The sequence below is a fragment of the Carboxylicivirga sediminis genome (assembly GCF_018156225.1).
Classification (GTDB): Bacteria; Bacteroidota; Bacteroidia; order Bacteroidales; family Marinilabiliaceae; genus Carboxylicivirga; species Carboxylicivirga sediminis.
In genome coordinates, this window is the sequence record NZ_JAGTAR010000002.1 from 121,878 (window position 1) to 147,293 (window position 25,416).

At 42.6% G+C, this 25,416-nt stretch carries 17 protein-coding genes; 6 read left to right on the forward strand and 11 right to left on the reverse strand.

Going from position 1 to position 25,416, the window contains the following annotated elements; genetic code table 11:
• Nucleotides 1-14: 14 nt before the first annotated feature.
• Together KDU71_RS02300 and KDU71_RS02305 are read left to right on the forward strand one after the other, a co-directional pair.
• Entirely contained in the window at nt 15-2,165 is a 2,151-nt protein-coding gene (locus KDU71_RS02300; protein ID WP_212188280.1) for a S46 family peptidase, read from the forward strand.
• Between the two features lie 38 nt (nt 2,166-2,203).
• Nucleotides 2,204-2,827 (forward strand): ribonuclease H1 domain-containing protein, encoded by a 624-nt coding sequence (locus KDU71_RS02305; RefSeq protein WP_212188281.1) that lies wholly within the window; start codon nt 2,204-2,206, stop codon nt 2,825-2,827.
• Nucleotide 2,828: 1 nt separating this feature from the next.
• Here KDU71_RS02305 and KDU71_RS02310 read toward each other — a convergent pair whose 3' ends face one another.
• Nucleotides 2,829-4,700, reverse strand: coding sequence for a tetratricopeptide repeat-containing sensor histidine kinase (locus KDU71_RS02310; RefSeq protein WP_212188282.1), 1,872 nt, complete (start codon nt 4,698-4,700; stop codon nt 2,829-2,831).
• 222 nt (nt 4,701-4,922) lie between these two features.
• Here KDU71_RS02310 and KDU71_RS02315 point away from each other — a divergent pair, with 222 nt between their 5' ends.
• From KDU71_RS02315 to KDU71_RS02330, 4 genes are all read left to right on the forward strand, one after another.
• A complete protein-coding gene (locus KDU71_RS02315) occupies nt 4,923-6,542 on the forward strand; it encodes an RluA family pseudouridine synthase (protein WP_212188283.1) in 1,620 nt (539 codons plus the stop codon).
• Between the two features lie 66 nt (nt 6,543-6,608).
• A complete protein-coding gene (locus KDU71_RS02320) occupies nt 6,609-7,340 on the forward strand; it encodes a hypothetical protein (protein WP_212188284.1) in 732 nt (243 codons plus the stop codon).
• An 18-nt stretch (nt 7,341-7,358) separates the two neighbouring features.
• Nucleotides 7,359-8,945, forward strand: coding sequence for a PCMD domain-containing protein (locus tag KDU71_RS02325; protein ID WP_212188285.1), 1,587 nt, complete (start codon nt 7,359-7,361; stop codon nt 8,943-8,945).
• Nucleotides 8,946-9,200: 255 nt separating this feature from the next.
• Nucleotides 9,201-12,758: a ligand-binding sensor domain-containing protein gene (locus KDU71_RS02330; RefSeq protein WP_212188286.1), complete on the forward strand. Its 3,558-nt coding sequence runs from the start codon at nt 9,201-9,203 to the stop codon at nt 12,756-12,758.
• Nucleotides 12,759-12,786: 28 nt separating this feature from the next.
• Here KDU71_RS02330 and cysC read toward each other — a convergent pair whose 3' ends face one another.
• The 10 genes from cysC to KDU71_RS02380 form a co-directional block, all read right to left on the reverse strand.
• A complete protein-coding gene (gene cysC / locus KDU71_RS02335) occupies nt 12,787-13,407 on the reverse strand; it encodes an adenylyl-sulfate kinase (protein ID WP_212188287.1) in 621 nt (206 codons plus the stop codon).
• Nucleotides 13,408-13,433: 26 nt separating this feature from the next.
• Nucleotides 13,434-14,543, reverse strand: coding sequence for a sulfotransferase family protein (locus KDU71_RS02340; RefSeq protein WP_212188288.1), 1,110 nt, complete (start codon nt 14,541-14,543; stop codon nt 13,434-13,436).
• 80 nt (nt 14,544-14,623) lie between these two features.
• Nucleotides 14,624-15,604, reverse strand: a complete 981-nt coding sequence (locus tag KDU71_RS02345; RefSeq protein WP_212188289.1) for a PCMD domain-containing protein — start codon at nt 15,602-15,604, stop codon at nt 14,624-14,626.
• A 105-nt stretch (nt 15,605-15,709) separates the two neighbouring features.
• Nucleotides 15,710-19,036 carry a methylmalonyl-CoA mutase family protein gene (locus tag KDU71_RS02350; protein ID WP_212188290.1) on the reverse strand — a complete coding sequence of 1,109 codons (3,327 nt, stop codon included), beginning with the start codon at nt 19,034-19,036 and terminating at the stop codon, nt 15,710-15,712.
• Between the two features lie 13 nt (nt 19,037-19,049).
• Entirely contained in the window at nt 19,050-19,838 is a 789-nt protein-coding gene (locus tag KDU71_RS02355) for a (Fe-S)-binding protein (protein WP_244828082.1), read from the reverse strand.
• Between the two features lie 25 nt (nt 19,839-19,863).
• Nucleotides 19,864-21,120, reverse strand: a complete 1,257-nt coding sequence (locus KDU71_RS02360; protein ID WP_212188291.1) for a 4Fe-4S dicluster domain-containing protein — start codon at nt 21,118-21,120, stop codon at nt 19,864-19,866.
• Between the two features lie 77 nt (nt 21,121-21,197).
• On the reverse strand, nt 21,198-22,175 hold the full coding sequence (locus tag KDU71_RS02365) for an electron transfer flavoprotein subunit alpha/FixB family protein (RefSeq protein WP_212188292.1): 978 nt from the start codon (nt 22,173-22,175) through the stop codon (nt 21,198-21,200).
• Nucleotides 22,176-22,235: 60 nt separating this feature from the next.
• Nucleotides 22,236-22,979 carry an electron transfer flavoprotein subunit beta/FixA family protein gene (locus KDU71_RS02370; protein ID WP_212188293.1) on the reverse strand — a complete coding sequence of 248 codons (744 nt, stop codon included), beginning with the start codon at nt 22,977-22,979 and terminating at the stop codon, nt 22,236-22,238.
• A 19-nt stretch (nt 22,980-22,998) separates the two neighbouring features.
• Nucleotides 22,999-24,147 (reverse strand): acyl-CoA dehydrogenase family protein, encoded by a 1,149-nt coding sequence (locus tag KDU71_RS02375; RefSeq protein ID WP_212188294.1) that lies wholly within the window; start codon nt 24,145-24,147, stop codon nt 22,999-23,001.
• Nucleotides 24,148-24,177: 30 nt separating this feature from the next.
• A complete protein-coding gene (locus KDU71_RS02380; protein WP_212188295.1) occupies nt 24,178-25,413 on the reverse strand; it encodes a thiolase C-terminal domain-containing protein in 1,236 nt (411 codons plus the stop codon).
• Nucleotides 25,414-25,416: the final 3 nt, after the last annotated feature.

Sequence of the window (25,416 nt, forward strand, 5' to 3'; positions counted from 1 at the left end):
AGCTAACTATATCAATGCGAAATATTTTTGTCCTTCTAATTACACTAATGCTATCGCCTGCTATTAAAGCAGATGAAGGCATGTGGCTCCCCTTCCTGATAAGTGATCAACAAATTGAAATGATGCAACAAAAAGGTCTTGAGATACCTTTTGAAAGTATTTACAGCCACTCGGCACCATCACTCAAAGATGCAGTTGTTTCGCTCGACGATGGCGCCTGTACTGGAGAGTTTATCAGCAACAAAGGCTTGTTAATTACCAATCACCATTGTGGCTACAATGAAATCCAACAGCACAGTACACTGGAGCATAACTACCTTGAAGATGGTTTTTGGGCCAAAACGCTGGAGCAGGAATTACCGAATCCCGGAAAAACAGCTACACTTTTAATTGAAGCACATGATGTTACTCAGCGCATCCATGAGGCAGCACAGAATTTAATGGGAGCTGAACGCCAGCATGTCATTGACAGTATATGTGAAATAGTTGAAGTAGAAGCCTTTGAAAAAAGTAAGCTGGAAGCCACCGTAAAATCGTTTTTCTACGGCAATACCTATATCTTATTTTTGACCGAAACCTATGCTGATGTGAGATTGGTTGGCACACCTCCATCGTCTATTGGTAAGTTTGGGGGCGATACCGACAACTGGATGTGGCCCCGCCACACAGGCGACTTCAGTTTTTTCAGGGTGTATTGTGCACCGGATGGTTCACCAGCTGAATATTCGCCTGAAAATATCCCATTTACGCCTAAAATGCATTTTAAAATAAATTCGCAGGGCTATAATAAAGGTGACTTTACCATGACCATGGGATATCCGGGTTACACACAGCGCTACCTGACCTCGCACGGCGTTCAGGAAATTCAAGATGTAATAAATCCTGTTGTAGCAGAAGTGAGAGGCATCAAGCAGACCATATGGGCTGATGCCATGGAATCTTCACCAATCATAAACATTAAATATGCCGCTAAATATTCCGAATCGAGCAATTACTGGAAATACGCCATTGGCCAAAACCAGGCTCTCGAGAAGCTGTCGGTTATTGAGCAACGCGAGCAAACAGAAGCCTCTTTTAATAACTGGATTCAAAAGGATTCTGTACTGTTGAACCAATATGGCAAGACTTTATCAATTATAGAGGCCTCCTACATGCTGGGCAATAAACTAACTCTGGCGGAGACCATTACCGATGAAACCATGCTTCAGGGAGCAGAGTTAGTGAATTTTGCGCTGGAAACGAGCTCTTTATTTATGGAGTTAATGGAAACAGATGAAGCTGCTTCTTTGACATCGGTTAAGGATGAGTTGACTAACACAATTCAATCACTCTATAAGGATTACGACGCAGCACTAGACCAACAAGTGTTTGAGGCCATGTTGCAATTTTATCTGGAAGAAGTGCCTGAAAACCTGAGACCGCCTGTAGAAGAGCTGGTTGGTAAGAAATATGTGGATGATCTCTCCGGCTTTGTCAAATCGCTATACAAGCAAACAGCCTTTACCAGTGCTGACGAGGTGATGGCGCTGTTCAGTAATCCTGATGAGGAAGCGCTTTTTGCGGATCCTGCCATTGTATTCTCATACCAGGTACTTTCCTACCTCTACCAGATGATGGATATCCATGATAAATTACTCCTTCAGTTTGATGACTCGCAACGCCAGCTGATTAAGGGATATATGGAGCAGGATAAAGGGAAAACTTTCTATCCGGATGCCAACAGCACTATGCGGCTCTCTTACGGCTCCGTTGGCGATTATGAACCCAAGGATGGTGTAAAGTTTAAATACCTGACCACACTGAGTGGCATTATCGAGAAAGAAAACCAGGAGCTGGCAGATTTTCAGGTACCAGAGCAACTAAAGATCATCTTTAAAAATAAAGACTATGGTCCTTATCAGTTGGCCGATGGACAAATGCCTGTTTGCTTTTTAACCAGCAATGATATTACAGGTGGCAATAGTGGCAGTCCGGTATTAAACGGGAAAGGACAGCTCATTGGTGTTGCCTTTGATGGCAACTGGGAGGCCATGACAAGTGACCTGGCTTATGAGTCACGTCTGCAAAAATGTATTTGTGTTGACATCAGGTATGTACTGCTGGTAGTCGACAAATTGGCGGGAGCACACAACCTGATTGAAGAAATGGATATTGTGACTGAATAATATTTCGGGTTATATTTGTGGGCTAATAGCATCTGTTCATGGCAAAAAACAAGTACTACGTAGTTTGGGTAGGAGCAAATCCTGGTATTTATAACAGCTGGACCGAGTGTCAGGCACAAATAAAAGGTTATCCAGCGGCCAAGTTTAAGGGTTTTGCCACTTTAGAAGAAGCTCAAACGGCATTTAGCAGAGGTTATGCCAAATACATAGTCCCTGCCTCCAAGGCCAAAACAAGCAAACCTGTTACTTCTCATAGCCAGATTATTTCAAACAGTATAGCCGTTGATGCTGCCTGCAGCGGCAACCCGGGTGTTATGGAATATCAAGGCGTATATACCAAAGACGGCCGACAGCTGTTTCACCAAAAGTTTAACCTGGGCACTAATAATATTGGTGAGTTTCTGGCTCTGGTTCATGGCATATCGTATTTACAGAAGAACAAGCTTAATCTGCCGATTTATTCCGATTCGAAGATTGCCATTGGATGGGTCATGAAAAAACAATGCAAATCAAAACTGGCCGAATCGCCCAAAACAAAGGAACTGTTTGAGCTTGTGAGGCGCGCTGAAGACTGGCTAAAAAACAATACAATAAAGGTAAAAATCCTCAAGTGGGATACCAAAAACTGGGGTGAGATACCTGCCGATTTCGGTCGAAAGTAGTTTAGTTTAGCGTCATAAAAGGCACCTGAAATACCACCCGTGTGCCTTTTAATCCATAGGCCGATAGATCTTCTATCTTAAGTGTCACATCCTTGCGGTTTTCTTTATTATTTAACAAACTTAATCGTTCGTGTGTCAGGCTAACTGCCAATGATTTATGCTTGTGTTTTTTACTCTTGCCTTTAGCAAGCGAGCTTTTTATGCCAATACCATTATCCTCCACCGAGAACTCCAGCTTATCATCTTTTCTACGGAGATTCACATGTATGTAGCTGTTCTTTTCATTTAACTGACCATGCTCAATCGCATTTTCAAGAAAGGGCTGGGTTAACATGGGTGGTACCAGTACATTCTCCAGTTCAATGTGCTCATCAAACTCAATCTTATAGTTTATCTGATGATCAAAACGTCTGTTTTGCAAACTCATATAACGGTCCAGTATTTCCTTTTCTTTTTTTAAAGTAATATGCTCCTCTTTGGCATATTGCAATACCAGGCGCATTAAGCCCGAGAAATCTGCCACAAAGTCAATGGCATCTTCCTTATTGTTTTCCATGATAATGCATTGCAAAGCCGACAATGAATTAAAGATAAAGTGTGGATTCATTTGTGTACGCAGCACTTTTTGTTCCATGGACAAACGACGCTGCTTTTCCTTTATTTTAAGCACATACACCCATATAAGAACAATCACCGTGAGTAACAGAAAGAACAGTGAAATTCCCCACATGTACATACGTGTTCGTTCTTCTTTGGCCTTCAAAATAACCAGCTCTTTCTGCCCCTTTTCGGCATGATACTTTTTTTCGAGCGCAATTAATTTCTCCAACTGCTCCTGGTTGTATATGGAGTCTTTCAGGGCATAAGATTGTTCCAAGACATTGTTAGCCAACTCATACTTACCCAACTGCCTGTATACCTGATATAATTCATTCAGATTGTCAAGCTGCACTTCCCTCAATCCTACTTTGCGGTTAAAAAAGTTAGCTTGTTCATAAGATTCAATGGCTTCATTCACCATTCCTCTCTCAAGATACATTTCGCCAAGCATACTGTAGGTGTGTACCAAACCTATTTTATCATCCAAATTGGTAAACACTTTTAAAGCCGCGTCAAAATACTCCTGCGCCCTGTTATATTGCTTGTCTGTACCAAAAAGTCGCCCCAGGTTGGTGGCCACAGTCGCCATTTTTTGCTCATCGCCAATAGCACTAAATGCATCATAGGCTTTTTTATAATGATGAAAAGCTTTTTCACTATCCTGCATTCGTAAGGCAATCACGGCTATATTATTATTGACATCAGCAGCCGCTGAATGATTGCCCAGTTCATCGTATATAAGCAAAGCATTATTGTAATATTCGTATACCTGATCGTAACGTTCCCACTTCCCATATATAATACCCAGATTTTGATACGATTGTGCTATCCCCTCCTTATTGCCATCATACTTTTCATGCTCCAGTGAATGCGAATAGGCCTCCAAAGCACTATCATAATTGGCGCGTAGATAGTGAATAAGCCCGATATTATTGTATAACACTGCAAAACGCGACGAATCATTGATATTTCCAAAGTACCTCAAGGATGCCTGATAAGCCTTTAGCGAATTATCCAAATCCTGCATATAATAATACACCTCGGCCATAAAAGACTGGTAATAGGCAGCTGCTTCATCTTCACCTAAGGGACAGTTGACAAAATGCTGATTGGCCAATTCCTGTATACTATCAATATTATTACCCACTTCCCGGGTAAGCACATTGATACGCTTAATCCATTGTTCTCTATCTGATTCATCACCTTCACCAATGGCATTAAAAACAGCAGAAAACAATACTAAGGCCAGGAATAATAGTCGTTTGTTAAGCATGGTTATTTCGATAAGCAATCAAAAATAACACATTTTCTCTGATAGTAAAGAGTTAGCTAACATTAAGATGGACATTATTTTAGCATCAAAAGCATTGAACAAAACATCCTCTTCCTTTTACCAACAAATTTCCAGTACCTTAAGCCGTTAACGACGATTGTCAGCCATCAATATTTTTAATTACTTTGCCAGCTATTTAAAGGAGCAAACAGGCCTAGCAGTATGGATCACTTTATTCGGCTAAAAGACACAACTGGCGTTCACATGCCACAGGCATTCACTAATCCTTTCGATTACAGTGTTCACCCGCTGTGTTTGTCAGCCAAAGAACACCTTGAACACTATTTACCCAATCCACAAAAGATGGCTAAAGGTAAAATGTATGGAATCCTGTTGGTAAAAAATACGGCAGGCCAAATTGGTTACCTGGCAGCCTACTCTGGCAATGAACAAAATAATGCCAGTGAAAAGCATTTCGTCCCCCAGGTATTCGACATCACTCATCCTGATGGTTTCTTCAGAAAAGAAGAGGAACAGTTGAATATACTAAACAGGCAGATTGAACAGCTCTTGAATTCGCCTGAGCTAAGGGCCTTAAATGACCGCCTGATTGATTGCCAAAGAAACTCCGACAAACAACTTACCAATGCCAAACAAGCACTTAAACAAGCTAAAACTGAACGGGCTAAAAAGCGGGCCTTAACCAACAATTCTGAAACATTAAGTGGCCTGATTAGAGAAAGTCAAAGACAAAAAAGCAACTACAACAAGCTTAAAAAGAAGCTGCGCGAAGAAGAACAACAGATCGCTATAGCCATTAAAGCCTTTGACGATGAAGCTGAGCGATTAAAAAAAATGAGAAAGCAACAATCGGCCCTGGTTCAAAAACAATTATTCGACAGCTACGTGTTTTTAAATGCCACAGGTGAACAAAAAAGTGCAACCGCAATTTTTCAAACCACGCCTGTCAAAGTACCGCCTGCGGGAGCGGGCGATTGTGCAGCCCCAAAACTGTTGCAATATGCTTTTATGAATCATCTGCATCCAATTTGTATGGCTGAGTTTTGGTGGGGACCATCGCCCCTGAACGCCGTGCGCAAGCACAACTACTTTTATCCGGCCTGCAAAAGTAAATGTGAACCTATTCTTGGATTTATGCTTCAGGGCTTGAATATTGAAAAAACAAATAACCATCAAGCAGCTGCAATTACCATCCTTTACGAAGACCCTCACCTGGCTATTATCAGTAAACCAGCCGGACTTCTTTCTGTGCCAGGCAAGGAGATGGATGAGTCTGTACTAATTCAGGCTAAAGCATTGTTTAAAGATACCACAGGGCCTCTCATTGTTCACCGCCTCGATATGGCTACCTCGGGATTAATGCTGATTGCCAAGACTAAGGAGGTGCACGAACACCTGCAAAAGCAATTTTTATCACACTCCATCAAAAAAAGCTACGTGGCGATACTTAATGGCGTGCTTAAGACTGATGAAGGGGAAATTAACCTGCCGTTAAGGGTTGACTTGAATGATCGACCGCGTCAGATGGTGTGCTATAACCATGGGAAACAAGCTTTAACCCAATGGAAGGTCATCCAAAGACAAGAGGGCTTTACAAAGGTTCTTTTTAAACCTATAACAGGGCGTACACATCAACTGCGTGTGCATGCAGCCCATCACCTTGGCCTGAACACCGCCATTGTTGGCGATCCACTTTATGGCCAAAAAGCTACCAGGCTAATGTTACATGCCCGGGATATCGAATTTTATCATCCAACGCTTAAAAAACAGTTTTCTTATACACTACCTGAAGAAACGCAAGCAGATTGGAACGAAATTTGATATCCATCGCCACCCAAACTGATGACAAAACCTGTAATTATATGTATTTTAGAGAAAAAATGAATCATGCAGACTAGAACCTTTATTATAACTCTCTTGCTATTAATAAGCACCTTCACATCTAAGGCACAGGAATTTGACAGAGGCATAACCAACCCTGTTTTTATGCCCAAAGGTCAATGGATGGCCGGAGGTACGCTGTCATACCAGACCAATGATCAGAATAATTTTAAATTCCTTTTTATCGAAAATTGGGAGGGTAGTAACTACAGCTTTCGAGTGACCCCTTATTTTATGTATACTTTCAGAGAGAATACAGGTATTGGAGGTAAGTTTTCGTACAAAAGAACGTTTAACAAAATTAAGTCTTTTAATATTAAGATAGATGATAACACCTCGCTCACACTGAAGGACTACGAATCGGTGAGTCATATGTTTTACTCAACGGCCTTTCTGAGAAACTACCTGGCCATCGGCGAAAGCAAACGTTTTGGACTTTACGTTGATACCGAACTATCCTATGGCTTTGGTCAGAGTAAAATTGTTTCGGGTACAGGCGCCGACCTGAATGGCACTTATGAGACCATTAACGAGCTGCAAATTGGCGTAGTACCAGGCCTTTGCGCATTTATTAACAACAATGTAGCGCTGGAAGTTTCAGTTGATGTGGTTGGCATCAGTTTCAGAAACATTGATCAGGAATTTAACCGCATTGATACAGGTTCACTCACCACATCAGGTGCCAATTTTAAAATTGATTTATTCTCAATTAAGTTCGGTGTTTCAATTTATATCTAAGCACAAAAATTATTGATTATGCCAGGCAGTAAACTTATCAAACATTGCTTCTTCATACTAATTACAGTCTTGAGTGCCTGTATTGAAAACGACATACCCTACCCGACCATACTCGGCGAGTTTACCTCTTTTGAGGTAGAACACCAGAAAGGTAACAGCATCATCAACAGTAAGAGCCAAACAGTAGATATTGAGCTGGAAGAAACAGGTGACCTTGCGGCTGTTAAGGTACTGAATTATACTATTACCGAAGATGCTACCATCAACCCGGAAATAGCTGAAAATATTGACCTGCGCGACAGCGCAATTTATACCATCAGTACCTACCAGGACTATGTTTGGACTATCAAAGCTACACAAAGTATCGAACGCTACTTCAGAATTGACAACCAGGTTGGCAACCAACTGATTGATGCTGAGAAACGCACTGCCAAGGCCTTTGTTGTAAATGGGAGTGATCTTAATAACATTACCGTTACCGGTTTAAAACTGGCTCCGCCTGACGCCACCTATGATCCCGATCCATCAGCAATCAAAGACTTTACAGCTGAGGTAAGTATCAAAGTAAGCTACCGCGATATCGTTGAAGATTGGAGTTTATCGGTGGAGTACGGCGAAGGAACACCCGGACAGGATGATGCGGATATTGAAGCACTGCTTCTGGCAGAACAGGTTGATGGGAGTACAACAGAGATTGCTGACATAACCGTGGATCAGATAAATGGTTTTATTGACATCAACGTGAATGTTACTGATTTGTCAGCATTAACCATTAGTGACATTCGTTTGAGTGATGGTGCCACTTGTGAATGGCAGGTTAACGACCAGATTAATTTAAGCACTCCTACAGAACTGATAGTGACGGCCGGCTCGGGTAAAACCAAAACCTGGCTGGTGAGAGCTCATCCGGCTCTTGAGTTAAAAAACAAACTGTTTACCGAATGGCATATGGTTGGCAAGGTGTGGAATCCCTATCCTGAAAGCACACCGCGCTACTGGTGTACAGGTAATGAAGGTGTTGTTACATTAAGCGATAGTAATACCATTCCAATAGATAATGCAGGAAGCTATCAGGGAGCCAGACTCGAAACGGTTGACATGGGCTTTTTGGGAGGCATTGCCGGAACACCCATTGCTGCCGGAAATATTTTTATTGGCGATTTTGTAACCAACATCAGTAATCCTGCTCAAAGCGTTAAGTTCGGTAGGCCTTTTGCCGGACGACCAAAGCAGTTAAGCTGCCTGTTTGAATATTCTCCAGCCATCAATGAAGAAGCAGCAGATGGTATCCCACTAGGTAAAGGCGATGAGGACATTGGCCATATCTGGATCAAAGTATTGCATGTAGCCAATGATACCGGCGAATTTGATCCTGTAACACATTTACCTGTTGGAGCGGTAGTGATAGGAGAAGCAGAAATTGTACTTAACGGACAGTATCCGAAAGATAGTGAAGAAACTGTTTCTATCAATTACAACCTGAACCAAATAGATAAAGCACCTACCCACATGGCCATTGTAGCCACATCAAGCTATTACGGGGAGTTCTTTGTGGGCGGCGTTGGTTCTGTCCTCAATATAATGGAAATGGCACTGACCTATTAAGAGCTCAATCCATCAGAAGCTTCGAAATACAGCTTCTAAAAATTGAGCAAGACAAACAAAAGGTAGCCTGCTAATTTTCAGCATTGACTCATTTAAATATTTGTAATAAAAGAGACCACTTTGCGTCAATCGGCTTGCCGTATCTGCCTTGTAGGTTACTGGCACAAAATCAGCATTTAAAAACAAACTCCTTTTATTCAGGATATTGTGAAACATTTATACCACTAAATTATTATATTTAGGCAAAGCAAGCCTATGTACATTCGAGTAGTTCTAATATTTATTCTGTTGGGGGTACAACTGCACAATAACCTGTGCTGGTCGCAAAGTAGCATACACTTTAATCACCTCACCTTCAACGAAGGATTACCCTCGAATGCAGCTACATGTATCACCCAGGATGATAATGGTTTTATCTGGATTGGAACAGAAAACGGACTGTGCCGATTTGACGGATATGAGACTTTGGTCTTTAAGCACAACAGCAACGATGAGCTAAGCATATCTTCAAATAGCATTAGTGATATTTATGCTTTTAGCCGTGACAGTTTGCTCATTGCTACACGACAAGGTTTAAATGTATTCAGGCATAGCACGCAAACTTTTCATCCTTACATGACTGATGATACGCTGACAAATAACATACTAAATGAACGCGAAATAAGACAATTTTTTATCGATAGTTCAGGAAATATTTGGATTACGCATCCACACCTTGGCATAAGTATAATTGATTTAAAAAGTGGCAAGGGACGCTTTTTAGTTGCCCAGGATTACCTCAATGGAGTTATGCGCTATTATTATAAGCTCATTGAAGATAGCGAGGGTACGATTTGGGGGTACACCAAAGATGGCGATTTAGTTAGTTCGTTCAAATATACTGAAACGGGTAATATTCATTCAATTATCAGCAGTTCGATTGAACAGTACGTAAATAGCAGAATCACAGGTATCAGAACTATTGCGTCCTCTACAGACGGCAATACCTGGTTTGTATCTGATAAAAGAGCTTATCGCTTGAATTATAGCAATCAGGATGATATCGTTCTGGAAAAGATAGATTTCTCATTGGATGAACACAATGAATTGGATTATGTCAGACCACGATGCGTAACTGAATATAATGGACATCTGCTTGTGGGGTATCACAATGGTGGGGTTTACATGCACGATATTGCAAATAACACCAATACTCATCACCATAAATTTTCGAAGACATATTCAATTCCAACTAATGGAATAACGAATTTTAAAATTGACAGCAAAAACCGCTGCTGGCTCATAGGCTATAATTTTATTGGCCTTATTGATTCCACTTGCCAACAAATACAGATCTACCAACACGATCCAATTAATCAACATTCCATATACCCAGATTTCCGACATGATGAGAAAATAACCGAAGATGAATCCGGGACACTCTGGATACCAAGCTTATCAGCAGGTGTCAACTTTTTCAAACCCGAAAAGCAGAAATTTGATGTATTGCAACATCACCCCTATGATGCGAACAGTTTATCAAGTAATAAGGTACGGTCGATCTATGAAGATGCCAAAGGCTACCTTTGGATTGGCACTACCGATGAAGGGCTGAATATATACAACAGACAGACAAAGGTTGTAACACGCCTGGATAAGAACAAAGGTTACATAACAGATCGAAAGATCTATCAGATACGTAAAGATGGTGATGGTCTTATCATTGGAGACATTGAACTAAACAAGTATAAGGTCGATTACAGTGACATGAGTGTCAAACACCAATACACTCTGCAAAATAAAGATATAGCGGAAAGAGGGATAGCTGGATGGTTAATTAGTGCTTATTACGAGGATAACGATGGTTATTTATGGTTGGGATTTCAGGGACTTAATATTGTACATAAAGATTCGTTGCACAATGGTAACATCAAAAGCTTAAAATGTAACGATTCTATTGCCAATCATGCATTAAATCAACGAATATGGGATATCGCTGAAGATAGGGATGGTAACTTCTGGTTTGGTACTATAAATGGCATCGTTAAGTACAATCGGTTAACAGAGCAATTTCAGTCGTTCGTAATATCTGATGAAGAGAATTATGGATTGAAAAGTGACTTTGTTAATTGCATCCACTTGTCAAAAGATGGAACACTATGGTTTGCAACCAAAGGAGGAGGTATAAGCACTTATAATAATAAGACGCAGAAGTTTGAGACCTACACAACTGCTCAAGGGCTGGCTGGCGATATTACATGGGGAATACTTGAAGATAAAAATGGTCGTTTGTGGATTAGCACTAACAATGGCCTTTCGTGCTTTGATAAGCAAGACAATCAATTTACCAATTACAATGAAGCGGATGGATTGGTTTCCAGTGAATTTGCTGTAAATGCTTATTTTAAATCGAGAAGTGGAGAGATGTTTTTCGGAACCAATAATGGCATGAGCTTCTTTCATCCTGATAACATCATTCATAGCAATTATAAACCTAAACTTAAGATCACTAATATCCTGGCTAATGGTCAATCACTAATTAACGATTCAAATATTGATGATACTGAGCCCATTTGGAATAGAACGCAGATAGTTTTAAACCACCAACAGAAAGATATTGAAATATCCTTTTCTGCATTTGATTATGCATCACCTCAAAGTATTCAATATCGTTATAGAATTCTTCCGCGTGATACCAACTGGACTTATGCCTCATCAATGCAATCGCATGTGATGTATTCAAACCTTGAATATGGAGATTATACTTTTCAGTTGCAAAGTACTAATGCTGACGGAATATGGTTTGAAGATGTAACCGCAGAATTAAAGATACACTTACCTCCTCCTTACTACCTGACATTTTGGTTTTGGGCTCTTGTTGTAATCCTATTAGTAATTGGTTTTACAGCCTTTCACCTTTACAGATTGTATGCCATAAAACGGCGCAATAAGTTATTGGTTCAGGCTGTTGATATACGAACAAAAGAGTTGGTTAAGGTAAACATGCTATTGGAAGATAAGAAGGAAGAAATTATGGTGCAAAACGAAGAGCTGGTTAAGCATCGTGACCACCTGGAAAACATTGTTGAAGAACGAACCATAGAGTTAATAGATGCCAAAGAAAAAGCTGAAGAAGCAGATCGTTTGAAAACGGCCTTTTTGGCCAATATGTCACATGAAATTCGTACACCTCTAAACGCCATTGTTGGATTTTCTGATTTATTAACTCTAGGTGGCTTTTCTCATGAAGAACAAACAGATTATCTTAATCTGATCAATAAAAACAGCTATTCCTTAACGGTGCTAATCGATGATATCCTGGAATTAGCGAAAATTGAAGCTGATCAGTTAATCATCAATAAAAGAGAAATCCAACTTCAACCATTATTTAAAGAAGTGGAGGCATACTGCGATTTAAAAAAGACTGATAAGGTGCAAGTGTTGATGAACTTGCAGAATGATATTATGCAAAAAACACTATTGATCGATGATGTCAGGATAAAAGAAGTCATCTTTAATATACTTGAGAACGCCTTCAAATTTACAGCAGAAGGTATTATCAGTTTAAAATGTTATGCCAATGCTTCAAATCTTCATTTCGAAATAAGCGATAGCGGCATTGGTGTTGACGACAGTGAGCAAGAGCGCATTTTCGAAGCTTTTCATAAAGCAGTTGAAGGGAAAGATGCCATTTATGGAGGAACAGGACTTGGCCTTGCCATATGCAAAAAACTAATGCGCCTGATGGATGGTGACATTACCATAGAATCATCAAAGGGAAATGGTACCTCCTTCTCCTTTTGGTTACCAGTTACTCCAGGTAAAAATAACTAATGCCTTATTCAAAAAAACACGGGTACACCTACCCGTGCTGTACTATATAGTTTTTGCTTTCTACAATCCTGTCTTCGATAAAATTAACTACCTGTTGACATGATGAATAGCGGCTATTCAAATGGTTCCTTACTTCAATATCCGCATTTTCAGGTGCCTCAAATGTTGAGCTGATACCAGTGAAATTAGGAATGACTCCTGCTCGTGCTTTCTTATATAGTCCTTTGGGATCGCGCTGCTCGCACACTTCAAGTGGCGTATTGACAAACACCTCTATAAATTGATCATCACCAATAATAGCTTTGGCCTTTTCACGATCGGATTTGAATGGCGATATAAATGCCGAAATAACCACCATACCTGCATCGCACATGAGTGAAGCCACTTCACTTATGCGGCGAATATTCTCCTGCCGCCCCTCATCACTAAAATCCAAGTCATTATTCAAGCCTGAACGGATATTATCGCCATCCAGTATGTATGTTCTAATGCCCTTTTCCCATAAAGCCTGTTCTACATCGCCTGCCAACGTTGACTTACCTGAGCCACTTAGCCCCGACATCCATATAACAAGGCTCTTATGCCCATTCATCTTGTTTCTGTCTCGCTGATTGACTTTATGATTATGAAATGTAATATGCTTATTCATCGCTCCGTTTTTATTTATTTTTTTACTTACAATACATCATAATCCCATTGCTTAAGAGCGAACCTCCAATGCTCATTAACTTTATCAATGGTTGATGCGGCATAAGCATACTTATTTTTTTTATGCCCTCTCTTCTTGTCAATATATTCTTTGATGTCCCCTGACGCTTCCTCAAAGCCGCCCAGGTTAAGCCTATTATAAATATCATTGGTTAAATTAAATGCATCATTTTCAAAATCTTCAAATCTTAATTCGTACAGGTTACCAACAGGTATTAGCTGCTTATCGCGTTCATAAGCTTCAGCCATCAGCTGATAAATCTTCAGTATATTTTCCTCCAGCTCTTCATCACTAAAATCCTGCAGCATCAATGGTTTTATCACATTACTGAAATAATCTTTTGTGGATTCAAAAACCGTATAAGGATTACGCACCAGATAGATAAACTTGGCATTGGGAAATATTTCCAGCAAATCTTTTACCCGTCCTGTATGTGGCGGATTCTTTGATAAAAACCGTTTTCCTCCGGAATTGTAAAGAGATGTTTTTATCAGGCGTATAAACTCCTCTCTGAATTGTGTCTTTTCTTCTGGCGTAATACTATTAAATAACAGATACTTATCGCAATATTCCATGGTTTGTTTAGGAAAAAACCAGAAATTATAGAAGCTGACAGGCATTACATTACTAAATGCAAATTCTTCTTCCTGAGGCTGATCTGGTTTTAACTCAAGGTTATCAGTTGGTCGGCGATCGGGCATAATGGTTTGCATGATACTCTTAAAGAAAGGTTGCCCCCAAACCATCGCATTACTAAAGATAGTCTGATATGTTGTGTTGTACCCGAACTGTTTATCCTTGGATAGTACGTTATGCAAGAAAGTAGTACCGCTGCGCCAGTGACCTAATATAAATACCGGATCGTCGCCAACAGACAATGGTGCTACACGCTTATTGTATCGCCTGTTCTCCAGTGGGTAAGTCAAGCTCATGAGCGCAGAAATGGATTTGCTCAGAGCATACTTTAAACGATAGTCCTTATCAATTACACGATCTTTACTGACTGCTTTGAAATTATTGTAACGACTACCAAATAAGGGCGTTACAGGTAGTTTGTTGAAATCTAATTTAAGCATGATTTAATGTTATGTTATTGTGATTAGGTAAAAACAAATAACATACCATTGCCATGACAGTAAGACCAAGTAATTGTTAATCAATCATAAATAAGCTGAATATTATCTATCCATAACTTACTTTCAGGCGATCCAATATATGCACCGCCTTCATAACTGGCTGAAAATACAATGATAATATGCGTAATGTCATCGGCGTTATTACTCCACCCACTCTCAACATAGCCCACTTTTTGTCCTTTGCTATTGATGGCATAATAGGGATCAGCATCCGAGATCAGATTCATGTAGGGCTTAAATCCTGGTTGCTGACTGGCATCACCATAAACTACCGGTATTTGATAATTATTAATCCATTGCATCTTCGATTGTTCAAATCGTTGCCAGGCTGTACCTACGCGCTTAACCGTCAGGCTACCATCCGGATTTTCCTTTCTGCTTTGTAAAAGCATATATACTTCTGATTTATCGGCTCCAGCTATTTTTTTTACGGAGAATCCACCAGTGGCCTGCAAACGCTGCTGCCCGGCAATCAATTTATAATCAAATGACAAAGCCGAAGGAGCCTCATTAAAAGGTATACCCATCAGGGTGTTATGGCGGGGATTATTCGGTTCAATTATGGGATCAACCATGCTGCCCGTAAAGATACTTCCTGAGGCAATGGCCTTCACGTTGACGATGCCTAGTACAACTACTTTCTTGAGATTAGTCTCCAGCCGGGCACAATAACCATCTCCTCGCTTCTCGCGAAAAACTGATTGATTGGCAGCCCTCACTCCCACCTCTGCCTTTACATTTGAAGTAGCCCAGGGGGTAAGGTGTTCAATGGTGCCTTCTATTTTTTGAAAACGCGCATCATCAGGTCCCGGTTCGAAATAGATGACTTCACTTCCGCCTATCAATCTTGATTCTGTAACATGTCTGGACCACCAGGAATCCATATCGCTGTAAGGAATCTGCGCTCTTTTTAGAGTCACTGGTTGAGGTACATTAATTTGCGCAACAATTTGAACCAGTGAAACAAAAGAAATGGATATAATCAACAACAATCTACGCATTGGGCACAGTTCTTTAATATATTTGAGGTACAAGCTTTGCAATTACCTTGCCAACACTTATGCTACTTAATTAATCTTTTAGCCAAATGGCGCTGTACAGAGCACTTACATATTTCGTCGATACTGTCCTCCCACCTCATACAAAGCTTGTGTAATCTGACCAAGCGAACAATACTTCACCGTTTCCATCAGTTCTTCAAAAATATTGCCATCACTTAAAGCTACTTCCTTTAATCGTTCAAGGCAATTACCTGACTGTTCTTTATGATGCTGATGAAACTGATGAAGTGCATCCAGTTGCTGCTGCTTTTCCTCTTCGCTGCTTCTAATTACTTCACGTGGCAAAATGGTTGGCGAACCACTTTTAGACAAATAGGTATTCACGCCAATCAATGGCAGTTCACCTGTATTTTTAACCCGCTCATAATGCAGCGACTCTTCCTGGATTTTACCTCGCTGGTAATTGGTTTCCATGGCTCCCAAAACGCCTCCTCGTGCGTTGATGCGCTCAAACTCCAGTAATACAGCTTCCTCTACCAGCTCGGTTAGCTCCTCAATAATAAAAGCACCCTGCAATGAATTCTGGTTTTTGTTAAGACCCAGCTCGTGATTAATAATCATTTGTATCGCCATGGCACGACGCACCGACTCCTCTGTGGGTGTTGTAATGGCTTCGTCGTAGGCATTCGTATGCAAAGAGTTGCAGTTGTCATAAATCGCATACAAGGCCTGTAAGGTTGTGCGAATATCATTAAACTCAATCTCCTGCACATGCAGTGAGCGACCCGATGTTTGTATATGATACTTCAGTTTCTGTGATTTTTCATTCCCTCCATACTTATACTTGATGGTCTTTGCCCATATTAAACGAGCCACACGTCCAATGACCGAGAACTCAGGATCGATGCCATTTGAGAAGAAAAAAGACAGGTTAGGCGCAAAGGCATCGATATGCATACCACGCGACAAATAATACTCCACATAGGTAAAGCCATTAGCCAATGTGAAGGCCAGCTGAGTGACCGGGTTGGCGCCGGCCTCGGCAATGTGATAGCCCGAGATGGAAACCGAATAAAAATTACGCACCTGATTTTTGATGAAATATTCCTGCACATCGCCCATCATCTTTAATGAGAAATCCACCGAATAGATGCAGGTATTCTGCGCCTGGTCCTCTTTTAAAATATCAGCCTGCACAGTACCACGAACAGCGCACAGTGCTTCGTTTTTTAACTGTTCATACTCATGTGTATCCAACAGTTGATCGCCCGACACCCCCAAAAGCTTCAAGCCAAGTCCATCGCTACCATCCGGCAGTGTCCCATTGTATTGCACATAGTCTTTCTGTTTCGTCAGTAAGGCTGGCTGATGTGCTTCCAGGTATTGCTCACACTGCTGATCGATGGCCGCATTCAAAAAGAAAGCCATCAATACAGGCGCGGGTCCATTAATGGTCATGCTCACCGATGTGAGAGGAGCACATAAATCAAACCCAGAATAGAGCTTCTTTACATCGTCCAAAGTGGCAATAGAAACACCTGAGTTCCCCACTTTGCCATAGATATCAGGACGGACATCTGGATTCTCACCATAGAGCGTTACAGAATCAAAGGCGGTGGATAAGCGTCGGGCCGGCTGACCAGCCGACAAGTAATGAAAGCGCTTGTTAGTACGTTCGGGACTTCCCTCGCCGGCAAACATGCGGGTTGGGTCTTCATACTCGCGCCTGAATGGAAATACGCCTGCAGCAAATGGGAACAATCCGGGAAAGTTCTCTTTCAATTGCCAACGTAAAATATCGGCCCAGTTGCTATACTTCGGCACCGCAATTTTAGGAATCTTCAAATGCGATAGAGACTCTGTATACGTTTGAATGCGTATCTCTTTATCTCGCGGTTTAAATACAAACTCCTTCTGTTTGTAAGACTGTATCAACTCATCCCAATGTTCTATCAAAGCTTTGTTTTCAAGATACAGCTTATTCTCCCAATACTCAATCGTCTCACCCAGAGTTTGAACAGCATCACTTTCCTGCTTGATTAAACAAGCGCTTTGCTTTAAAGCCCAGAGTTTGCCAGCCACATCAGCCTGCTCTTCAGCCTCCTTATTATAGCTCCGCACCGTTTCACTAATCTCAGCCAGGTAACGTACCCGGTTAGTGGGTATAATGGTGTGCAATCCCGATTCTCGCCTACTGAAGTCTGCCTGCTTAATTTTCAGAGACGGAAAATCCTTCTCCAGTTGAGCTGTTAAAGCTTGGTAAAAGTGATTAACACCAGCATCAAAACAATGGGATGCATTCGTCAAATACACAGGCATCTCCTCTGTGGGTTGATTCCACAGCTGTTTATTGCGTTGCACCTGTTTCTTCACATCTCGCAAAGCATCATCAGCCCCTTGCTTGTCTGATTTATTGATAACTACCCAATCTGCAAAATCAAGCATGTCAATTTTTTCCAGCTGTGATGGTGCTCCAAACTCGGGTGTCATCACATAAAGCGCCATATTACTGTAATCAATTATCTGTGAATCGCCCTGGCCAATGCCCGAGGTTTCTAATATGATCAGATCGGCTCCGGCAGCTTTCAGCAACTCCACTCCTTCTTTCAGGTGAGCCGCAATGGCCTGTCCTGTCTGACGCGTTGCCATGGAGCGCATAAACACATTCTCGTGGTGAATGCTATTCATGCGAATACGGTCACCAAGCAAGGCTCCGCCTGATTTTCGTTTACTTGGGTCGATGGACACAATGGCTATTTGCAAGGCTGGCGCATCGATTAGCAGGCGTCGTACCAGCTCATCTATCAACGAGGATTTACCAGCGCCGCCTGTCCCGGTGATACCAATAACAGGTATAGATGTATGATCAGTCACTTCCAACAACAATGATTGAATACTCTGCGCATGCGTATTGCCCATCTCCAGCAGGGTAAAGCATCTTGCCAGACTCAGGGTATCACTAAAGACTGGCAGCCTTTTAATCAAGTTCAATTCGGCCAGGTTGTAATCAGCTTTTTTTAATAACTGATTCACCATGCCCTGCAAGCCCATGGAACGACCATCATCTGGTGAAAAGATGCCTGCAATGCCATATTGATGCAGCTCCTCAATCTCGTGAGGAAGAATAACACCTCCACCTCCACCAAACAGCTGGATATGTCCGGCTCCTTTTTCTTGCAGGAGGTCAAACATATACTTAAAAAATTCCATATGACCACCCTGGTAGGAAGTTACTGCGATGGCCTGCGCATCTTCCTGTATGGCACAGTCTACAATCTCTAAAACAGAACGGTTATGCCCCAAGTGAATCACTTCAGCCCCTGATGCCTGCATGATACGGCGCATGATGTTAATAGCCGCATCGTGCCCATCAAACAATGAGGTAGCCGTTACAATCCTGATCTTATTTTTTGATTGGTAGATGGTTTCCATAGCTGAATCCGGTTTATTCCATAAGGTTTTGAGCAATGAGCTCAGCAATATCCATATTTATGACTTCCTCTTCCTTGTTGGCAAATTTGATCCCATCCGTTAGCATGGTCATGCAAAACGGACAGGCCGTAGCCACAATATTGGCACCTGTTGCCAGCACATCTGATGTACGTTCTTCATACACTTCCTTTTGCCCCTTCTCGGCTTCTTTGAACATTTGCGCCCCACCAGCCCCACAGCAAAGCGAAAAGCTCTTGGTCCGTTTCATCTCCCGGTAATCAATATTAAAATGGTTAATTACCTTACGCGGTGCTTCGTAAATACCATTTCCGCGTCCGAGGTAGCAGGGATCGTGATAGGTTATACGTTTATTCTTCAAACCTTCCAGATTCACCTTAATCTGATCTCTGTCAACCAGTTGTTGTATAAACGCTGAATAATGGATGACTTCGTAGTCGCCTCCCAGTTCGGGATATTCGTTTTTGATGATATTGAAACAGTGTGGACAAGTACAAATGACCTTTTTCACACCATAGCCATTAAGCGTTTCAATGACCTGCATAGCCTGCATCTGAAAAAGCATTTCGTTACCAGCCCGTTTGGCCGGATCGCCCGTACAGGTTTCTTCAGTGCCTAAAACGGCATAATCAATATTTGCCGCATTGAGTATTTGCGCAAAAGCGCGCGTCACTTTCTGGTAACGTTTATCAAATGCACCGGCACAACCAACCCAAAACAGGTATTCTGGCTGATGCCCTTGTGCGCTTACTTCTGCCATTATCGGCACATCTATCTTTGTCATGTGTGAGATTTACGATTAAAATACATTAGGCCTCTGTCCATTTCAGACGGTCTTCGGCCGAATACTTCCAGGGTGCCCCGTTATTTTCGATATTGGCAAACATAGCGTTGAGCTCATCCGGTGCATCGCCCTCTTCCAGCACCAGGTAACGACGCATATCCATTATCAGGTTCGGATGACTGATATTTAAAGGGCATTCCTGTGCACAGGCATTACAGGTGGTACAGGCCCATAGCTCTTCTTTAGAGATATAATCGCCCAACAAAAATTTACCTGAACCATTCTTACTTTTTTCATCCATCCGGGCACGGATATCTACAAACAGTTTTCGTGGCGACAATAATTTACCTGTAATATTGGCCGGGCACACCTCTGTACAACGCCCGCATTGGGTACATGTCAATGCATCCATGTAATTTTTCCAGGTGATGTCCTCCACATCCTTCACACCAAATCGCTGGGGCTGTTCCAGTGGTGCAGCATTATAAGCATTACCACTGAGCATCAGCGCCACTTCTTTTTGTACTTCAGGCATCGAAGGCAGATAGGTTAATGGATTCAGGTTACTGAAAAACACATTGGGCAAGGACATGAACACATGAAAATGCTTGGAGTATGGCAGGTAATTAGCAAAAATAAAGATGAGCAAAATGTGCGTCCACCAATAAAACCGGTACATGACTCTTGCATCTATTGTCGAAAAATCGAAATAGGGCAACAACCAGGCTGATATGGGATAGGTACCCGGCAAGTCACTGCCATGCAGATATACATCAGTTATATTTAGTCCAATCAATGAAAGCATTAGTAACATTATAAAACCAAGTGCAATAGCAGCATCTGTTTTATTGGCTTTAGTCAGCTCAGCACCTTCAAACCGCCTGACATGCATCAACAGACGACGAGCCAGAAACAAAATGATTCCGGCCAGCACCACATAAGCAAAAATATCGCCGCTGGCAGCTATCAGGGTATATAAAGGACCAAGAACACTAAATGAGCGATGCCAGCCTGACACCCCGTCAATCACCATCTCAAGGCTTCCGATGGTAATCACAATAAAGCCCCAGAATACGAGAGCATGCATCAGGCCGATGAATGGTTTACGCAGAATTTTAGTTTGTCCCAAAGCAACTTTTGCGGTTAAACGCAGACGTTTCATCACCTGGCCATCAAACGCCACATCACGGGTAAGAGCAAAATTTGCTCGTATCTGCCAGAATGAACGTAGCAAGATTGCAATGGCGGCAATGAGAATAATTGTAAAAACAAGCTGATTCATAAACATAGTTTGCTAGTTGTCAGTCAGAAGGCAGTAGTTATAAATTAATTTAAGCAGTACAACTTTCTTCTTAATCGTTACTTATCCTCTTGAATATGCTTCTTGAACAAGGCATTCAGCTCCGGAATAATCTGAAAAGCATCTCCCACCATACCATAGTCGGCCACCTCAAAAATGGGCGCTTCGGGGTCGGAGTTAATGCCCACAATACATTTGGCACCACTCACCCCGGCCACATGCTGAATGGCCCCGGATATGCCAATGGCAAAATAGATGTTTGGCGCAATAATTTTACCGGTTTGCCCTACGTGCTCATCTGCCGGGCGCCAGCCATCATCGGCCACAGGTCGACTACAGGCAGTGGCGGCTCCCAGCGTGGCAGCCAGTTCCTCCAGCATCGCAAAATTCTCTGATGAGCGCATACCACGTCCTCCACTTACAACAATATCGGCATCTGCCAGCTGCACTCCTTCTTCGCTCAACTGTTTACCAACCAGTTCCAACCGCGAATTAGGCTCTTCAATATGTGGCTCGAAGCTTTGTATTTCCAGGTCCTGAGCATTTTCCCGCAAACCAAAGCTATTGAGCATGGGCGTCAGGATAACTCGCCCGGTATGGGCTGTGACCGTTGCAATAGCCTTTCCGGTAAAAGCTCTCTTTTTAACAGTGAAAGGTTCATAAGACGAAGGCAAATCCAATACCTGTGGAATAAATCCAGCTTTTAAACGTACCGACAACCGAGGTGCAATGGCTTTTCCCTGAGCATTATCGGGAAACAAAATGTATTTAGCATCCACCTCTTTGACTGCTTGCTCCACAATGCGTGTATAAACCCTGTTCACCCGCTGATTGTACTTTTCATCGTTTGCTTTAAGTATGCGGCTCATACCATAATTGCCTAATTTATTCAATTCATCATCAGTTATTGTACCAATTACCAAGCCTGTTACGTCAAGGTTTAAGGCATCAGCCATTGCTTTGGCATAAGCGGTTAGTTCAAGGCTTTGTTTCTTGAGTTGGCCCCCAACATTTCTGATATATACGAGTATTGACATAGTCCTGATTTAAGATGTTAATAATGGTGTGATTGCTTCTGGCGATTTCTTTTTGGTGTGTTAAATGAGTTTCGCCTCGTCACTCAGGCTTCGAACTAACTCTTCCGGCGTGTTAAGCATCTTCACTCCTCCTTTTGATGGTGGAGCAGCATACTCAACAAATTCTACTAAAGGTTCCGCTTGAATGGCTGGAATCACATCCAGCGGCTTGCTTCTGGCCGTCATAATACCACGCATATTGGGGATTTTAGGCACACGGGCGAATCCTTTCTGCACAATGAGTACAGCCGGCCCATCCACTTTCACCTGCTCCTTACCATTGGCCACATCGCGCTGGTAGATGGGTGTTACACCATCAAACTGAACAGATGATACCGAAGACACCGAAGCATAATCCAACAGTTCGGCCAGCATACCGCCAACGGCCGCCTCGTTGTAATCGCCCGACTCAATGCCGCAAACAATAAACCCACAATCTTTTCCTTGCATATAAGCTGCCAGCTGAGTGGCTGTCTGAAAGGCATCCAGCGGTTCTACATCAATCCGGGTTGCTTTGTCAGCGCCAATGGCCAGTCCTTTGCGGAGGATGGGTTCGCACCGTACGCCTCCTACCATTACTATCTCCACCTCATCCACAGGTGTACCTGCATCTTCCTTCAACTCCACTGCACGTGTCAATGCCAGTTCATCCCATGGATTAATCACCCATTGGATGGATGTATCATCGAGTTGAGTATTATCTTCCCTAAAGCGTATTTTGGTTGTTGTATCAGGTATATAACTCATGCAAACTAATACTCTCATAATCCTTGTTTTTAGATAATTAAATATTGCCGCTTTCAATGGCTCGGGACACCACAACCTTTTGAATCTCAGAAGTTCCCTCATAAATCTGTGTCAGCTTGGCATCGCGCATCAGACGCTCCACATGGTACTCTTTCACATAACCGTATCCACCATGAATCTGCACTGCTTCGGTGGTTACACGCATAGCCATATCGGCCGCATATTGTTTGGCCATGGCACTGGCAATGCCATACGGTTGTCCCTGGTCTTTGAGCCAGGCTGCTTTCAGACAAAGGAATCTGGCGGCTTCAATCTCAGTGGCCATATCGGCCAGTTTAAAAGCAATAGCCTGGTGCCTGATGATCGGCTTCCCGAAAGTCTTTCGTTCCATGGCATATTTACGCGCCAGCTCGTAAGCCCCGGAAGCAATACCCAACGCTTGAGATGCAATACCAATCCGCCCACCTTCCAGCGTTTTCATGGCAAACTTAAAGCCGAAACCATCTTCACCAATGCGATTCTCCTTCGGCACTTTTACATCGGTAAACTGCACCGAATGGGTGTCTGAACTGCGCATCCCCATTTTGTTTTCATGCGGGCCAACCGTAATTCCTTCGGCATGTCGATCGACTATCAGGGCATTGATGCCATGATGGCCTTTAGCCGGATCTGTTTGTGCAATCAACAAATAAACTGAGGCAGTATGGCCATTGGTGATCCAGTTTTTAACGCCATTCACCAGGTAATGATCACCCATATCAATGGCTTTGGTTTGCTGCGAAGTGGCATCCGAACCCGCACCGGGTTCAGACAACAGGAAGGCACCAGTTACTTCACCCCTGGCCAGTGGTTTGAGATATTTCTCTTTCTGCTCTTCGGTACCGTACTTCTCTAATCCGAAACACACCAGTGAGTTATTAACCGATATGATGACACCCACCGAAGAATCTACTTTGGAAAGCTCTTCCATGGCCAGTACATAAGACACTGTATCCATGCCGCCACCATCGTATTGTGGGTCGACCAGCATCCCCAGAAAACCCAGTTCAGCCAGGTTACGGATGTGTTCTGTGGGATAAATCGCTTTCTCATCCCGTTCAATCACATCCTGTATCAGCTCGCGCTGCGCATAATCACGGGCAGCCTGCTGAATCATTATTTGCTCTTCTGTTAATTGGAAATTCATTTGTCTTTAGTTATTTGATTAGGGAGATTTTTATTTACATTGTTTAAATACCATGCTTACCACCGTCTTATCATTGCCGCCCATATTCACTGTCATTCCGTAAGGTTTATTATTAGGAACCTTGATTTGTGCCTGCCCCGCCTGACCTGTTAGCTGTTCCCATATGGTCACCACCTGATGCACACCTGTGGCTCCGGTTGGATGTCCCCAGGCAATCAGTCCGCCTGTGGTATTAAAAGGGATAGTGCCATTACGTGCCGTGTTGCCTTCAGCCACATATGCTGCTCCTTTACCCTTAGCTGCAAAACCAATGGCCTCGGTTGCCAATACGCCGGCAATGGTAAAGCAATCGTGCGTTTCCACAGTTGCAAGCTGCTCTTTTCCGATGCCAGCCATGCTTAACACTCTGTTTACAGCAGCTTTGGTAGTACTTAATTCCAATGGGTCAGCCGGTTCTTCCATGATATTATCCTCAGCCTGGGCAAAACCAACCAGTTCAATAGCCTCATTCAGCGGAATGCCGGTGCGCTTTAATCCTTCCTCAGAAACGATAGCAATGGCCGAAGCTCCATCCGACACCTTGGAGCAGTCGGTATAATTAAGATGATCCACGAAACGGCTTCCATCGGGAGGCAGCAATCCCGTTTCCATCAGTTTATCACTTTTATTCTCATATTCCTGAGCTGTTTCACACAGGCGTGCATTCTCCACACAATTGACATACCATTTAGCCAGGCCTTTACGCATGTATTCTTCGCCATAGGCATTGGCATAAGCACCAGCCCGGTCGCTGAATTTTCCCGGAAAGAAATAGGCATGTCCATCTTTTCGTTTCGGATAATAATCCGCCTGAGCCAGGAAGTCGGCACCATACATGGCTTTCACTGTATTCTGAACTTCCACACCAACCACCAGCACCACCTCCGCTGTGCCAGCGAGTATAGACTTCACGCCCGTCATCACAGCCAACCCTCCGGAAGCACAGGCGCCTTCGACTCTAACGGAAGGTTTGTATTTCAATTTCTCATCAATAGATGGGATAAAAGCCGCCAAATGCGCCTGATTATTGAAACGAGAAGCAATGAAGTTACCAATAACGCTTTCGTCCACATGTTCTGCCCCGTTAATACGCTCTAGTACATTTCGTCCTGCCTCCTGTATGTAATGCGCCAGTCCCGGGTTTTCTTTTTTAGGATTGAACTCCGAACGTCCGCTCCCCAGCGAGATCGTATTATATCCGGCTACTATAAAAACACGTTTTTGCATGGC